The sequence below is a fragment of the Argonema galeatum A003/A1 genome (assembly GCF_023333595.1).
Classification (GTDB): Bacteria; Cyanobacteriota; Cyanobacteriia; order Cyanobacteriales; family Aerosakkonemataceae; genus Argonema; species Argonema galeatum.
The window spans coordinates 1-16,394 of sequence record NZ_JAIQZM010000039.1; the positions used below are offsets into that span (position 1 = coordinate 1).

Below are 16,394 nucleotides of genomic sequence, written 5' to 3' on the forward strand. Positions count from 1 at the left end.
TTGCGCTTTAGCGCTCTTTGAGCGCTAAAGCGCAACAACGTACCTAACTAGCAACTTGAGTTAATAGATTGTTGTCGCGAAGGGCGAAGCACTTGCGTAATTATGTTATTGCTAATATCCCAAAATTTCGGCGCAAGTGCTTCGCCCCTACAGCCCCTAACCTCAGCCTGTGGAGATTATTCGTCGCTTGTGGATTTACGACGATGGCCTTTTGACTCCCACTGTTTAGCCCAGCAGCGTTCTAAAAGTTGAATTCTGTAGAAATACCAGAATTGATGGGGATTCAATACGAGTTTAGTTGTAGAACTAAAGAGAGGCTGGTTGAGATACTGCCAGATCGGGAATCTAATTTTGCTGTGTTTTGGAGCCATAAACTGAAAGTTATAGAGATAAGTGGAGTAAGACGTTGGCACTCTGCATCTATCTTAAGTGCCATTTTAGGGCTTATTGCTATAACTGTGCCAAAATTCACAGCAGATTGTCTTGGTGAGGATTGCGGAATATATGGTGCAACTTTTTACATAAGTCTGTAATTTTACTTAAGTATTAGCTCAACATTGCTACCCAACAGGCTCGCGAAGCAGATTCAACTAGGCAAAATTGTGCAGGTACGTACTGCTGCTCTACAAAACTTGGCACAAACTTATGTAAGTTTCACCCTCGTAGATCAAAGCAAACAGGTATAAAAATGATCTAGTACGATCGTTCTAGTGACGATCGCGATGAAAGGCAGATGTTCATCTATGTCTAGGATTTTTCGGCGACTGCACCGCTGGGGCTGTTTATTTTTGGCAAGTTTACTGATTGTGACAATTCTCCAGACGTTACGGCTCTTCCGTACTTAGTGTGCCAAATTATTAGTTTTATGTGCCTTACACCGTAGCTGGCTGGGATTTCAAGGCGATCGTCCCCAAAGCCGCATACCATAGGGAAAGCTAATGGTGGAAATAATCTCAAAGCCTTACCTAGCAAAGCATTGAGAATAAATTTAAGTTAATTTAGCACACTAAGTACGGAAGAGCCGGTGCTACCAAACCAGAGCAAAGCAATTCTGCCAAGACCCACCACTAAATCCGAGCCGATGAGAGCAAAAAGTCCCAACTGAATCCTACTGAAACTCACCCTAGCCAGACGCCCAAAACGATTTTGGAACTCCTCCCATAATTGAGGAGCAGCCTGGGATGTTTTTAAAGTAAGAGCGCCGTTAAAAGTTTCGACCAGAAGACCTTGGTTATCTGCTTCCATTTTTAACATCGTGCGGTTTTTTTGTCGAATACTGGGTAAAAAAACCAAAATCGCTACCATCATGAAAGCCGCAATCGAAATAGCTAAAATCGCCATTTTGTCGCTATAAACCCACATACATCCCACAGAAACCAGCGCTATAAAAAACTGGCTGGGCAATTTCAAAGCAGTTTGAGTGAGCAAGCCGTTCAGGAATTTAATATCCCCCATTCGACTGGTGACTTCGCCGCTGGCATGAGTTTCATAGTAGATCATCGGCAAGTGCAGAATTGCCCTCACAAAATCCAAAAATAGCCCCAATTCCAACTGCTCTGCCACATAAAAAATTAGGGTATGCTGTACTAATTTGAGAGCGCTGCTGAGTCCCTGAATCACCCCTACCGCCAGCACAATTTTGGTAAGCAGCTCCGTATCTCGCCGCAACAAAACATCATCTGTCAAGATTTGGATTAAAATCGGGGCAGCCAAAGCCAACACACCCAAAGCCAAATTGATGAGAGACGCCTGCACCAAGCTGTCTTTTTCTTGCCAGAGGCGTGCGAACAAGGTGTGAAGTCCACTTATTTCGTCCTCCGGTTGCTGGCGAAAGCGTGCTGGCTCTGGCTCGAGCAAGAGCATCACATAATTTCGCCAACCTTCTTGTAGCTCCTTTTTCGATAAGTAACGGAGACCGACTGTGGGGTCGGCGACAATATATCGCCTGCCTTTGCGCCCGTACAATACCACGTAGTGACGACTTTCCCAATGTAGGATGGCTGGTAGGGGAACTTCACTCAAATCGTCTAAGATTTCCGCATCGGCGCGGACACCGCGAGCGTTGAAACCAAGGGATTCAGCGCCACGCCTAATTCCCAGTAATGTGGTTCCCATCTGATTGGTGCCGATTAAATCTCGGATGTGCCGGATGCTAAATTTGCGCCCGTGATATTGGGTGATACTAGCCAGACAAGCGGCTCCGCAATCTTCATCGGTGTGTTGTAGGATGCAGGGATATTTCATCTTTGGTCATTGGGTAGTGCTTTTTGAGTGCTGAGTGCTTCGGCTTTAGTGCTGAGTGGGGAGTGGGGAAGGGAATAAGGAGTGGGGAGTGCTGAGTGGGTGAACAATCTTCTTCCCCTCTGTCCACTCTTCCCTCTTCCCCTAGCAAGAGAGCCCCTAGCAAGAGAGCCCCTCTCTTCCGCTAACAGACATCAGGCGTTAAATCATCGGGTGCTTGAGCTACAAGCATCACTTCACCATTTGGCCCGATCGCTACAGCATTAGCTTCTACAATCTGAGTGGGAGTTGGAGGTCGTCCATTAGTAATTAAGGGAACTCTTTTTCCTCCCCCCTCAAAAGCGACTAATTCCCGGACACCCATCACGTCATACTGAATGTTCAACTCATCCAGGGGATTAGACGGCAAGCCGCCAGTGCCCGTGACCACAAATCTGCCCCGCTTTCTGTTGCGATTTGCCAGACAACTATTGGCAAGAAGTTGCTCGGTGTTGTTCGGTTGAGAGTCCAAAAGCACAAAATTATGAGCAGCATCTTTATCCGGCGTCTGGATTGTCACCACCCCATTCACCCCCAGCTTTGAACTGGCAGTGATTTCGCTATCTGGTGAACGAAACAAGCCTCTGGTGGAAATTATAATATTGCCGCCATTACCCGCGTAAGCATCTGCGCGGATGTCGCTATTTTCCAAAGCGACAAAATTGGTGGTAGCGAGAGTGATGTTACCGCCGTTGCCAGTACCGCCCGCTGTAGTGGTAACGCTGCTGTTGTGGCGCAACTGGAAATTTTCAGTTTGAATGAAAAGATTGCCACCCTCCCCGGCGGCAGTTTCCGCACTGATAGAGCCTCTATCCACAACGAGGCGATTAGCGGTGATATCCACTATGCCAGCATCCCCAAAATCGGGATTGCTCACAGCAATAAAGCCTCTGTTGCGGATAGTCAACTTGTCAGTCACTATGTACAAACTGCCTGCTGCGGCGGTAGTGGTAGACCGAGAATACAAGCCGCTGGGAGTTTGACCGTCCGCTGTGGTTCCCCTTACTTCTACCGACTCGGAAGCGTTTACAGTTAAATTACGTGCCGGTTTGTCACCAAAAGTCGTACTAGATACCTGGGCTCCATCCCTCACGAGCAATCGCCCGGTTTCAACGGTTAAATTACCTCCAGCACCAGTGGCTTCTGGCTCGACTTGGGCAAACAAACCACTGGGTTGTTGACCCCCACCGCTCAATTCCACAGAGTCGGCTGCACGCACCAGTAAATTCCCCGCCGTCCCAGAACCAAATGTACTGGTGGAGACTTGGGCACCATCCCTCACGAGCAATCGCCCAGTTTCAACGGTTAAATTACCTCCAGCACCAGTGGCTTCTGAATCGGCTTGAGCAAACAAACCACTGGGTGCTTGACCTTCACCGCTCAATTCCACAGAGTCGGTAGCGCGGACAGTTAACACTCCGGCATTCCCGGTGCCAAACGTATTCGTATTTGCCTGGGCACCATCGCGGACAATTAACCTGTTCGTATCAATAGTTATTTCCCCAGCTCCGGCAGTTCCTTCGGTTTGGGAAAACACGCCGCTGGGAAAGTGGGCAGATTCCCCCGCCAATTCCGCCGACTCTGCGGCGCGGATAACAATATTTCCCCCCGCACCGCTACCCGCAGTATTTGTCAATATTTGAGCGCCATCCCGGACAATCAACCGATTCGCGGTTATTTGCACATCCCCTCCAACACCGGCTCCTTGAGTTTCAGTAAACAAGGCACTGGGGAGCTGACCGTCGGGGGTCGTTCCCGCCAGTTCCAACAACTCGGATGCCATCACTGTCAAGGCCCCGCCAGGGAGATTTTGGGTAGCAGTCACAATCGTCGAACCATCGGTGAGGATGATTCTTCGGCCTTGCAGCTGGATGGAGCCGCTGCTATTGATTAAGCTGCCGTTGGATAGCTGAATATCTCCTAAGATCGATCGCGAATTTGAGATTTCAGATTGCAGACCGGGATTTTGATTTTCTATTGGCAATCTCAAATCTGAAATCTGCGATGTTCCCAGATAGATGGCTCCCCCATCTGACCGCAGGGTTGCACCGTCTAGGTGGATGTTGCTGCCCACAAGAGTCAAGCCTGTTGCCTGGAGAGTTGCGCCCCGCACGTCGATAGAGGCTGACTGGGAATCGAGTTGCAAGCCAATTGGCACGCTGAGTGTCAGCAGGGTAGCTCCCTTGTTGACCGCAGGCTTACCGAATTCGCTGCCATCGGCAAAGATTAATCGACTGGCGGTACTGGCAAAAAAAGCACCCCCGATGTTCAGGGAAGCCTGGGGGCCAAAAATAATCCCGTTGGGATTGAGGAGAAACAAGTTAGCCGTACCGTTGGCTTTGTTCGCTCCTCATGCCCTTCTCGATTTGGGATTTCCCGCTCTGGGGCTCCTGGGGCTTCCCGCTCTTTGGCGTCGGGTCGTCTCCAGTCTCCAATCCCCAGTCCCAAAATTAGCCGAGGGGGTGAGGGGTGATGCACCCCTTTTGCTTGGAAAAAGATGAAGTTATGATTAAGTGCCGTTTTATATTCGCTGTAAAGTTTAACACGAGTGTGTGTTAAGTTAACACGAACCTACACTCGTTTTTATTAAAACTTGAGTAAAGCAATTCTTTGTTGAGGGCAACGTTTTACGTGAAATTACTGGTATTAAGCACCTAAGTACTAATAGCAGCATCTCAAATTTACCAAACAACTGCATTAGAACAATCAAACAAGAATTGCCAAAACCCCTACTGCGGAGGCTTTTCAAATCCGACCGACCGACAGACGGCAGAGCGAGTACGGGCATATTAAGTTGTTTATGTAATGTCAATAACAAAATTGACAACAAAAAATAGATAGTATTAAATGTAGTAAGTAAGGGGCGTCACCCCTACAGGGTAAAACCCCTCACTCAACACTAACTTTTCCAATATTAAGGGTGGAGCATCAAGATGAAAACCAAACAGAAAGAATCGCCAAAGCCAAAGTTACAGCCACTTTCTGAGAACGAACAACAGGCGTTGGTGGGCGGTCTTCCGGCTAGAGCGGCTAAAGCTTCTACAAGTAACAGAATTCCTATTTAACCCGCTGCTGCTGGGCTGGGAACACTTCACTAATCCCAGAAACCGGAAATATGTGGGTTACATCAAGGAAATATAGACTTTGACAACCAAAGAAACCCGGTTTCTCATCCACCGCTGTTGGCGAATTCGGAAAACCTAACCCCCCCAGCCCCCTTCCCTACGAGGGAAGGGGGAGCCGGAAAGCTCCTCTCCATTTTATAACTAGAGCGCTACTCCAGTAATCGTTGTTGACAAAAGTAATAAAGTGTGTATGCCTATACAGCACTTGGTCGGGCGAAGCATTCTGGCAAAAAAATAATGAACGAAGAGCGATCGATTATTCCCCGAATGCTAATGCCTCCGGCACGATGGAGCGAACGCCCTACACCAATTTACATATTTTGCTTTTTTTGTCAAGCTCTTTTACTCTTTCTGGCGCTCTAAGTAGGTGGGTGTAAATAAACTGAACACCCAGAAACCCGGTTTCTCCAAGAAACCGGGTTTCTTTCAGCAAAAGCCTAACCTACAATTCTGTTAATTGACAAAATCGGGAAGCTTCCTCTTTTTCTTTACAGGGAAAGAGGTTGGGCTTTTTTCGTCAGGATGCAGAAAGATTACAATCCCGATTTCCTTCCACTTCTCCGCAAGGACGGATTTCTACCGCCGATTCGTCTTTGGACGCGGTTGAGTGCTATGCTGCTGCTGGGGACTTTTGGTACGGTAACGACTTTGGCTTGTGTTGTTCCCTACCCGGTGACAATTCGATCGCTTGGTACGGTTCGTCCTGCTGGCGATCGCAAGCTGGTGCAGGCAACGGCGACTGGGAGGGTGAAAGCTGTCTTGGTGACGTAAAATCAATCGGTCAGCCCAGGGGATATAATTGCAGAAATTGAGGATTCCAATTTAGTTACGCAAAAAAGCCAACTTTTAGGGAATATCCAGGAAAATCAGTTACAAATAACGCAAATCCAGGCGCAGTTAAGCACTCTCGATGTTCAGATGGTTGCCCAAACTCAGGTGAGCGGACGCACGGTTAGCTCTGCCAAAGCGGAAGTCGATCGCCTGCAACGAGATTATGAAGAGCGGCGGGTAACAACTTTAGCTGAATTGCAAGCGGCCCAGGCGAACCTGATGGCTGCGAAGGCGAAGTTGAGATCGGCAGAGGCTCTGCGCGATCGCTACAAACCCCTGGCAGAAGCAGGGGCTATTTCTGAGTCGCTTCTGATGGAAAAGCAGCAAGCTGTTCAAGAGCTTGAATTTGCCGTTAAAGTGGCAGAAGCTAATATGCAGCGAGCCCAAGCGGCACTGAATCCCGGTACGGCGGCGATCGCTAAAGCAACCGAGCAAATTGCCGAAGAACAAGCGCGGGGTGAAGCAACGCAGGCTACTTTGAATAAAGAAAGATCGCAAATCGAAGGTCGTCTGATTGAAATTCAGAACCAACTCAACCGCGATCGCAAACAGCTGCAACAGATTGAGAATGACCTTAGCGCTAGTGTAGTGCGATCGCCCATATACGGCACCATTATCGAACTAGAGCTGCGAAATCCCGGTCAAGTGGTGCAATCAGGCGCATTAATCGCCCAAATATCGCCCGATCGAGCGGCTTTAGTCGTCAAGGCCCGTGTGGACGCTCAAGATATCAGTCAATTCAAATCTTGTCGATCGCAAGACATATCACAATGTCTTGCAGGCTTCGGAAAAGCAATCCTCAAGTTTTCCGCCTACCCATATCCAGATTATGGCACTCTTTACGGCGCAGTCAGAGAGATATCGGCTGATGTAAAGACTCCTCCTGAAGGCGGGAAACCCTACTACGAAGTAACGATTCAGCCGGAGAAACCTTATTTGCTCAAGGGAAATCAGCAGTATCCCCTACAAGCGGGTATGGAAGTCAGCAGCGATATCATCGCCAAAGAAGAGACAGTAATGCGGTTTATTCTGAGGAAAGCAAGGCTGTTAACAGATGTCTGATACAGCGGTTTTCATTTGCATGAAGTACACAAGAGAAACCCGGTTTCTCTGTACCTCACTCACCTTCCAAGAGCCTCTGCCCCTCTGCCCCTCTGCCCCTCTGCCCCTCTGCCCCTCTGCCCCGGTCGCGGCCATAATGATTCAGACACAACCGGAAACGATATGGGTAGTTCACTTAAGTTCTGGATGTTCGGCCTCAGACAAGGGAATATTCAACTGGTTAATAGCGGCAATCAGCTGGTATAATCTCCCAAAGTCCCGTTGATTGAAGTACAAAGCGAGGCGAGGCAAGTCAAAGGTTTCATCTCCCGCCTCTTGCGGGAAAGCTTTAGTTTTTTCAATCTGTCCTTTAACTAAGATATCGCTGAAATTTTCATTCAACCGCTCCACATCCTCATCTTTGAGTTCGGACTTAAGGCGAATGACAAATTGGTCTTCCACATAGCGAGTGGAGTGGTAGACGCGATAAAAACTGGTAATCGCTTCGCAGGCTACATCTAAGTTGTCCGTAATTGTGTAGACGCTCCGGTCTTCTGGACTCACTAAACCGCGTTGCACTAGATGCTTGTCAATGTATGCGTCCCAGTCTTTCCAGTACTCGCCGCCCGGGCGATCGATCAAAATTAGAGGAACCGGCCCATATCGACCAGTCTGGCAGAGCGTCAAGCACTCAAAGGCTTCGTCTTGGGTGCCGAAACCGCCAGGAAACAGAGCCACGGCATCGCTCTCTCGCAACAGAAACAGCTTGCGCGTGAAAAAGTATTTAAAGTGAATTAATTTGGGGTCACCCATAATGAATGGGTTTGCGTCCTGCTCAAAGGGGAGCTTGATATTCAAGCCAAAGGATTTTTCGGCTCCTGCGCCTTCGTTCCCAGCCTGCATGATACCACCACCACCTCCAGTCATCAGCATAAACCCCAGATCGGTGACGCAACGGGCGAAGTCAGCGGCTATCTGGTATTCGGGACTATCCGCTGAGAGGCGAGCTGAGCCAAAGATGGTGACTTTGCGAACGTGCCGATAGGAATAAAATGTCTGGAATCCCCGCTCCAAATCTTGTAAAGAGGCAGTCAAAATCTTCCAGTCCAGGCGATCGATCTCACTCCCAGCGATTCGCAGGAGCGTCCCTAGTGACTGCTCAATCCATTTTTTGTGTTTTAGTGTTGGCAGCCGCTCGATTATCTCCGCCAGGTCTGCTGGGAGATTCTCAAACGAGGGAGTAATTGTCATAATTTTTTTCGCACTGGCGGGTATTAAATTATAGCAATATTCAGGCTATTGAGCCGGAAATTGAGACATAACGGTAGCAATTCTTTACTAATTGCCTGCTTTTTAGCGCAGTAGTAATTAAAAAGCGCCTTAGACTTTAATCCATCCAAGACGCTGGAAAAACAAAGCTTACTTTGGTTAACATTTTTGGACAACTTGAAAGAGAGCGCCCTCACCAGTCGCCCAAATAGAATTACAACAGCCCACCAGGCTCTAGCTCAACGCCGATCTAGAGGTACTTCTCCAAAGTATTTGCCAGCGTAGTTTTGGGAACTGCGCCGACCACCATATCGACCCTCTGACCCGCTTTGAAAATCATCAGGGTGGGAATGCTGCGTATCCCGTACTGGCTGGCTACGTTAGGATTCTCATCGGTGTTGAGTTTGACAACCTTCACCTGACCTTCGTACTGCTGCGCTATTTCATCTACGACTGGCGCAACCATCCGGCAGGGACCGCACCAAGGAGCCCAAAAATCTACTAAAACCGGAACTTCACTTTCAAGTACTTCTTGCTTAAACGTAGCGTCTGTAACTTGTGCGGCTGCTGACATGCCTACAATTCCTTGTTTAAATATTGTCTTTATTTCCTTCGGAATTCTACCATAACAGAAAGAGATCTTCTTTCCGCCTTAAAGCATATACATATTTTAAGGGTTTCTGGTAATAAGGAACCGCCCGAACGTCAGTCCGGGCGGAGTGTGGTGTGAGGAGTGAACGGAAACATGCGTCTCCGCTATTCCTATTGTATGCCACAGATTCGCTTTTTCCAGGATTTAGCCGGGAGTCTTGGAAATTTACCAAAGTAAATTTGGTGAGTAAATTTACTTACCCATTCCCAGTTGCTGGGCTTTTTGGTAAACTTTACCTTCGGTTAACAGAGAGGGCGCGATCGCAACTTCGACTTGCTGCATCTCCTTGATATCCTTGGATCCCAAAGTGCCCATGCTAGTTTTTAATGCGCCTAGTAAGTTATGAGTGCCATCATCAAGTGCGGCTGGCCCTCGGAGGATTTGCTCCAGAGTGCCGGTGGTGCCGACGCGAATGCGAGTGCCGCGTGGTAGGACGGGGCTGGGAGTAGCCATGCCCCAATGATAACCGCGTCCGGGTGCTTCTTTGGCTCTGGCAAAGGGTGAGCCAATCATCACGCCGTCTGCGCCGCAAGCAATGCACTTGCAGATATCGCCGCCGGTAATTAAACCGCCATCAGCAATAACTGGCACGTAGTTACCAGTTTCCTGAAAATAATCATCCCGTGCGGCGGCACAGTCGGCAACGGCAGTGGCTTGAGGGACACCTATACCCAAGACGCCGCGAGAGGTACAAGCCGCACCTGGGCCAATGCCTACCAATACTCCCGCTGCCCCAGCTTTCATTAAGCTTAGGGTGACTTCGTAGGTGACGCAATTGCCCAAAATTACTGGTATGGGCATTTCTCGACAGAACTGGGCCAAATCTAGTGGCGTTACTGACTCTGGCGAGAGGTAAGCGGTGGAAACTACTGTCGCTTGCACAAAAAATAAATCTGCACCAGCTTTGGCGACGACTGAACCGTATTTAGTTGCGCCTGCGGGGGTGGCACTTACGGCGGCTATGCCACCTTGACTTTTGATTTCCTGGATGCGCTGTTCGATGAGTTCCGGTTTGATCGGTTCTGCATAAAGTTCCTGCATCAGGGCGACGAACTCGTCTTTACCGACTGATGCGATCCGTTCTAAAATCGGTTCGGGGTCAGCGTAGCGGGTTTGGATACCCTCTAGGTTGAGGACGCCTAAAGCTCCTAGTTGTGATAGGAGGACTGCCATGCGGACATCGACTACACCGTCCATCGCGCTGGCAATAATAGGAATTTCTCGCTCTATGCCGCCTATGCGCCAGCGAGTGTCTGCCAAACTGGGATCTAAGGTTCTAGTCCCAGGGACTAGGGCAATTTCATCAATTCCGTAAGCTCTGCGAGCGGTTTTGCCGCGCCCAATTTGAATTTCCACGCTCGTACTCGTTCCCAAGACTATTTAAGCTAGGGTATCAAATTGTAACGGGTATGTGATTTGGTGAGGGTAGGTGTTTGGGATTTTTTTAGATGGGGCGGGAAAAGAGCGATCGCATCCTAAACTAGCAGATGGTGAGGTGCGATCGCTTTTTTGCCTCAATTCGGTTACTTGTCTTCCCGATTTTCATCCTCTTTATTTTGGTCATTGTTGCTCATCAGGTACAGGTAGAGGAGGATGGCTGCACCTACTGCAATACCCAAAGGCTGCGAATAGGTAAAAAGCCCAACTACTATACCTGTGATTTCCACGGCTTTTAGGAAGCAATCAACGTCTTTCATGGTTCGTTTTGGCTGTAATTCATCTGTTTACAGTTTTGGTCAACGGACTCTCATATATTGGTAGTGAGAAAAATCTCAGTTTTATGAGAATTGGTTTCTATGAATCAAAAACAAGTAAGAGAAACTTTAGACAAACTACCTAGTAAGCGAAAACAGGTACTTCTAAGACTCTTGGAAGGCGAAAGCAAGATAAAAATTGCTTGTGAGCTTTGCGAAGGTAGCGAAGGTGCTGTACAGCAACATCTGAGACAGCTTTATAAGAATTTTCGTATTGAGGGAGACGAGGAACGCAAGTTACCTTCACTAATTGCTCTATTTGTCAATACCAAAGAAGAGTTGTTGGGCGGAAAGTTTGAAAGGTCTGAGGTTAGTAAAAGTGAAGGAACAAGTGACACAGTGCAGCCCAATAATTCCCCAATCCCTTGCACAGCATATAAAGAAGAGACTTGGGTAGGGCGAGAAGAAGAAATTCGCGAATTGAGCCAAAAATTGCGGAAAGAATGCCGAATCTTAATTATTACCGGAATTACCGGGCAGGGGAAGACGGCTTTGGCGGAACGCTTGGCGAGTGTGGAGTTGGGGGAAGAATGGCAACGGTTGCCTGCGGTAAACTTTGATGATGGAGTATCGCGAGATTTTGTCGGTGCGGCGGATGTGCTGCTGACGAGACTGGGGGAAACGGTAACACCACAGGAACGCAGTCAGCCAGAATTTTTGCTGAATCGTTTGGTGCAAAAGCTGCGAAGTAATCGTTATTTAGTGCAGATTGATTCTGTGGAAGTGCTGCTGCAAAAAGGCGATGAAAATCCGGATAGGAATGAGTTTGAGGATGCGCGGTGGTGGGAATTTTTTCAACAATTGTTGGCGGGTGGAGAATGCCAAAGTCGGCTAATTTTGACTTCCCAACATTTACCGACGCAGTTTAGCAGCAGGTATAAGAATTTTTGGCATAAAAAACCATTAAGCGGATTGAGTGAAACGGAGCAATTGCAGTTATTTAGCAAGTTATTTGAGGAACAGGTAAAAAACCCCACCCCTACCCTCCCCGTCTACGGGGAGGGAGCTAAACTTCCCCCTGTGGACGGGGGGACTGAGGGGGGTTCTTTATCAGAAGCAGCGGTTTATTTGCTGCGAATGGGTAATACTTACGAAGGGCATCCACTTTTAATTGAAGTGCTGGCAGGGGAAATTCTCGAACATCCTTACAACGGCAATGTGGTAGCTTACTGGCGAAAGCATCAGCAAGAGTTTGCAGCAATTGCACCAGCTAGGAATAGCGAAGAACTAGAAAGAAATGTCAAAGATAGAGTGAGGGAAACTCTCAAGCGGTTGGAGAAGGATGTACCTTATGCTTATACGCTGTTGCTTCGGAGTTCGGTTTATCGGTTACCAGTGAGGGAAGATTTTTGGTTGGCAATGTTGCAGGGATTAACTGATGATGAGAAAAACTCAGCACTGGGAACTTTGAAATATCGTTATTTGGTTGAAATTGACAGGGTAACTGATGACGGTAAAAATGTACTCCGTCAGCATAATTTGATTCGCAATGTTGCCTATCAACAACGTTTAATTGAAATTTCCAATAAGGTTTTAGATTGGCAAAGCGATCATTATATTGCTGCCCAAATGTGGGGTACAGCTTATCAACCAGAACCCGATGCTTCTAATTTAGAGCAAGTGCGGGGTTATTTAGAAGCATTTCACCATTATTGTGAGATCGAAGATACGGAAAGCGCTGCGGAAATTATTTTTACTTGCCTCGATACACCTACGAATGAACAATTACACAATCAACTGGAAACTTGGGGCTACTATCGCGAGCGAGTTGAATTGTACAAGCAATTTTTAAGCCTTTTGGATGAATCGGATCTAGAATGGAAAGCTATTTGTTTTAATGGTTTGGGCAATTCCTACTGTTCCCAAGGAGACTATGCCCTTGCGATAAATTTTTGTCAGCAGGATTTAGACATTGCAACACAAATTGGCGACAAAGATGGTATTGCGTTGGCGCTGAGTAATTTAGGTGTTGCCTACGATTACCAAGGAGACTATGCTCATGCGATCAATTTCTATCAAAATAGTTTAGCCATTGCAACAGAAATTGGCAACAAATCTCATATTGGGAAGATACTGGGTAATTTGGGTATTGTCTACTTTTCCCAAGGCGACTATGCGGGTGCGATCGATTTCTATGAGCAGAGTTTAGACATTGCAACAGAAATTGGCGACAAAGCTGGTATTGCGTTGGCGCTATGTAATTTAGGCAATGCCTACCATTCTCAAGGAGACTATGCCTGTGTGATCGATTTTTATGAGCATAGTTTAGCCATTGCCAGAGAAATTGGCAACAAAGCTCTTATTGGCACGGTGCTGGGTAATTTGGGTATTGCCTACAATTCCCAAGGAGAATATGCCCGTGCAATCGATTTTTATCAGCAGGATTTAGCCATTGCCAGAGAAATGGGTAATCGCTGGGGAGAAGCAGGAGCATTATGTAATTTAGCTAATACTTTAATCAAACTTGAGCAGTATTTAGAAGCTCAGAAATATTGGCAGATATCACTAAAAGTTTTTAGAGAAATTGGCGCTCGTTATGAACAGGTTGTTGCTCTTAATAACCTAGCAGAACTTTATCAAAAATTAGGTCAGCGCGATCGCGCTCTTGAATATGGCGAACAAGCTCTAGCACTCTCCACAGAATTAGGCATCCCGCTAGCAACAGAATGTCAAAAATTGAAAGAGGAATTACTCCAAGAAGAGTAAGGGATGCAGGAATATAGAGGAAAAGCGATCGCACTTTTCAATCTTCCTCTGGTTCAACTCCCAATTCTCTCAATTTTGCTGCTAATCTTTCAGCGCGTTGTTCCGCTTGCTGTATTAATTCATCAGGAGAAAGGTATTTTCTCCCATTTTCGTCATACCAAAACAACCACTCTCGCATCCAACCTTTATAAATTCCCGTTTCTCTGCCAATTCCTAAACATATTTCTGGCATCCACACAGGTTCACCTGTTTGTCGGATATACTCACCATTAACTAATTTATGTACTTCAAAAGCATCTCCTCGTCTACTATGATAACGAACCGGCTTATAAATTACATAGTACAAAACTCCCAGTTCGGCATAATCTATTTTCTTTTGTTTGTATTCTCCTCTGTAAGTTTTGGAAACTACTTCTAATACCAAGATTGGTATTACTCCGTTTTCTTGCCAAACGACATAACTTAAACGTCCCTGTTCGCCTACCAAACGCTGTACGCCTAAACTGAGGAAACCATCAGGAACAATAGCAGGTTCATCGGAAGTGTGGTAAATTCCCATATCGACGCCAAAAAACCAATCTTGGCGGTTTGACCACATTAATGCCAGAATTGATAACAATAGGTTGGGAATTAAGTTTTGTAGTTCATCATCTACAGCCTTTTCGTCAGATTCAAGTAGTTCTTCAGCGGTTGGAAGATATTGCGGCGGATTGTACTGTACCATAATTTGCCTCTTGAGGATTTACAGCATAATTCTAATGTTTCGGAATTTATTTAACTTCAAATTTCAGACTTCAAATTTCGGATTGATTTTTTTATTCTTCAATTTGCCATCTGAAATTTGAAATCTGCAATTCCCTATCAGCCTTGAGAACCCATATGTATCCGGTGTTCGACTTCGGCAAACTTTTCTTCGGCGAGTGGTTCTGGACTCAGAAGAGATACTGCAATTGCGACGATAAACGAGAGGGGGATTGTTACCAAACCGGGGTTTTTGAGGGGGAAGGGAGCCGAGGCATTTCCAAGTATGGTGACTTGAATAGTTGGCGAGAGATAAATTAGCAATAACGACGAGAGCGTTCCAACCACCATACTCGCTACAGCGCCGTTCGTCGTAAAACGCCGCCAGAGCATGGAAAGGAGGAGGGCTGGGAAGTTGGCACTAGCTGCGATCGCAAACGCCAAACCGACCATGTAAGCCACATTTTGCCCTTTAAAAACGATGCCCAGAAAGATGGCTAGAATGCCCAGCAAACAGGTTGCTCCGCGTGCTACCTTAAGTTGTTCCGACTCATCGGCATGACCTAAACGCACCACATTTACCCACAAATCGTGCGACAGTGCAGCCGCACCGGAAAGCGTCAATCCTGCTACAACTGCCAAAATAGTAGCGAAAGATACTGCGGCAATAAAGCCCAAGAACGCATCGCCACCCAATACTTCTGCTAACATCGGCGCAGCCATATTGCCGCCTTTATCAATCTTGACAATCTCATCCTGACCTACCAGTACCATCGCCCCGAAGCCCAGGATGAAGGTGAGCAGGTAAAAGAAGCCAATAAAAGCCGTCGCGTATGTTACCGAGGTGCGGGCTGCTTTGGCGTCCGGCACAGTGTAAAAGCGCATGAGGATGTGAGGAAGTCCGGCGGTGCCAAACATCAGGGACATCCCCAGCGAGATGGCATCCAGCGGATCGGAAACCTGTTTGCCAGGAGCCAGTACAGCCGCTCCGTACTTTTCAGATGCGGCGGCGAAGAGCGTGAGTGGGTTGAAGCCAAATTTGGCTAATACCAAAATAGACAGCAATACAGTTCCGCTCAGCAGCAAAATCGCCTTGATAATTTGTACCCAAGTGGTGGCGATCATCCCGCCAAAAATCACGTAGGCTAGCATTACTCCGCCGACGATCGTAACGGCTAATTCGTAATCAAGGCCAAACAGCAGCTTGATTAAATTGCCCGCGCCCACCATCTGGGCAATCAAGTAAAAACTCACTACTGCCAGCGTACCGATCGCAGCGGCAATTCGCACAGGTCTTTGGCGCATCCGATAAGCTACCACATCGGCAAAGGTGTACTTGCCCAAGTTACGCAGCGGTTCGGCAATTAGAAACATTACGATCGGCCAACCGACTAAGAAGCCGATCGAATAAATCAAACCGTCAAAGCCGTTGAGCGATACTAAACCAGCGATACCTAAAAAACTCGCCGCGCTCATAAAGTCGCCTGCAAGGGCAAGGCCATTTTGGAAACCGCTTATTTTACCCCCGGCAGCGTAAAACTGAGCGGTGTTTTTGGTGCTACGGGCCGCCCAGAAAGTAATTCCTAGAGAAATGGCAACGAATATAAAAAAGAAAAAGATTGCCAGGGGGTTAAATTGACCGAGAGTTGTGTTCATTTATCACCTCTTTGCAGCTGGGAAATTTTTCTGTCGTAGTGCTTGTTTGCCCATCGCACATAAATAAAAATCAGCACCCACGCCGATAGGATGACTAAGGCACCCAGCAAGATGCCCAAGGAAAGTCCGGGAACTACCAAAGACCCCAAAAGCGGCTTGTTGTATGCGATCAGCAGGATGAACCCAAAGTAAATAAACATCATGGTTCCCGTAAGCCACAGGGATACCCGCCAGCGCGACGCTGCTAGATCTGCGATAGCTTTTGCGCGATCGTCCATGTTTTTCTTTCTCCTTAGCTGCCAATTTGGGGACTGGTGATTGGGGATTGGGATAGCTTTG

12 protein-coding genes and 1 pseudogene are annotated in these 16,394 nt (G+C 47.3%); 4 read left to right on the forward strand and 9 right to left on the reverse strand.

Features of this window, described 5'->3' with window-relative positions:
* Positions 1-993: 993 nt before the first annotated feature.
* Positions 994-2,244: a cysteine peptidase family C39 domain-containing protein gene (locus LAY41_RS26900; RefSeq protein ID WP_249104828.1), complete on the reverse strand. Its 1,251-nt coding sequence runs from the start codon at positions 2,242-2,244 to the stop codon at positions 994-996.
* Positions 2,245-2,425: 181 nt separating this feature from the next.
* Positions 2,426-4,618, reverse strand: a pseudogene (locus LAY41_RS26905) (two-partner secretion domain-containing protein); the annotation flags it as partial.
* A gap of 595 nt (positions 4,619-5,213) precedes the next feature.
* Between LAY41_RS26905 and LAY41_RS32450 the strand changes: the two are divergent.
* From LAY41_RS32450 to LAY41_RS26915, 3 genes are all read left to right on the forward strand, one after another.
* A complete protein-coding gene (locus LAY41_RS32450) occupies positions 5,214-5,345 on the forward strand; it encodes a hypothetical protein (protein ID WP_275974424.1) in 132 nt (43 codons plus the stop codon).
* Positions 5,346-5,927: 582 nt separating this feature from the next.
* On the forward strand, positions 5,928-6,176 hold the full coding sequence (locus LAY41_RS26910) for a hypothetical protein (protein WP_249104832.1): 249 nt from the start codon (positions 5,928-5,930) through the stop codon (positions 6,174-6,176).
* A gap of 147 nt (positions 6,177-6,323) precedes the next feature.
* Positions 6,324-7,298: a beta-barrel domain-containing protein gene (locus LAY41_RS26915; RefSeq protein WP_249104833.1), complete on the forward strand. Its 975-nt coding sequence runs from the start codon at positions 6,324-6,326 to the stop codon at positions 7,296-7,298.
* Positions 7,299-7,469: 171 nt separating this feature from the next.
* Here LAY41_RS26915 and LAY41_RS26920 read toward each other — a convergent pair whose 3' ends face one another.
* The 4 genes from LAY41_RS26920 to LAY41_RS26935 form a co-directional block, all read right to left on the reverse strand.
* Positions 7,470-8,528, reverse strand: coding sequence for an LOG family protein (locus tag LAY41_RS26920; protein ID WP_249104835.1), 1,059 nt, complete (start codon positions 8,526-8,528; stop codon positions 7,470-7,472).
* Positions 8,529-8,796: 268 nt separating this feature from the next.
* Positions 8,797-9,120: a thioredoxin gene (gene trxA / locus LAY41_RS26925; RefSeq protein ID WP_249064921.1), complete on the reverse strand. Its 324-nt coding sequence runs from the start codon at positions 9,118-9,120 to the stop codon at positions 8,797-8,799.
* A 270-nt stretch (positions 9,121-9,390) separates the two neighbouring features.
* A complete protein-coding gene (locus LAY41_RS26930; RefSeq protein ID WP_249104837.1) occupies positions 9,391-10,554 on the reverse strand; it encodes a GuaB3 family IMP dehydrogenase-related protein in 1,164 nt (387 codons plus the stop codon).
* 167 nt (positions 10,555-10,721) lie between these two features.
* On the reverse strand, positions 10,722-10,895 hold the full coding sequence (locus LAY41_RS26935; protein WP_249104839.1) for a hypothetical protein: 174 nt from the start codon (positions 10,893-10,895) through the stop codon (positions 10,722-10,724).
* Between the two features lie 99 nt (positions 10,896-10,994).
* Here LAY41_RS26935 and LAY41_RS26940 point away from each other — a divergent pair, with 99 nt between their 5' ends.
* On the forward strand, positions 10,995-13,658 hold the full coding sequence (locus LAY41_RS26940; protein ID WP_249104841.1) for a tetratricopeptide repeat protein: 2,664 nt from the start codon (positions 10,995-10,997) through the stop codon (positions 13,656-13,658).
* Positions 13,659-13,695: 37 nt separating this feature from the next.
* On the opposite strand, the gene LAY41_RS26945 is transcribed toward LAY41_RS26940, so the two are convergent.
* The 3 genes from LAY41_RS26945 to LAY41_RS26955 form a co-directional block, all read right to left on the reverse strand.
* Positions 13,696-14,382, reverse strand: coding sequence for a Uma2 family endonuclease (locus tag LAY41_RS26945; RefSeq protein WP_249104843.1), 687 nt, complete (start codon positions 14,380-14,382; stop codon positions 13,696-13,698).
* Between the two features lie 137 nt (positions 14,383-14,519).
* Positions 14,520-16,055 (reverse strand): sodium:solute symporter family transporter, encoded by a 1,536-nt coding sequence (locus tag LAY41_RS26950; RefSeq protein WP_249104845.1) that lies wholly within the window; start codon positions 16,053-16,055, stop codon positions 14,520-14,522.
* A complete protein-coding gene (locus LAY41_RS26955) occupies positions 16,052-16,333 on the reverse strand; it encodes a DUF485 domain-containing protein (RefSeq protein ID WP_249104847.1) in 282 nt (93 codons plus the stop codon). The genes LAY41_RS26950 and LAY41_RS26955 overlap by 4 nt, the downstream gene beginning before the upstream one ends.
* Between the last annotated feature and the right edge of the window lie 61 nt (positions 16,334-16,394).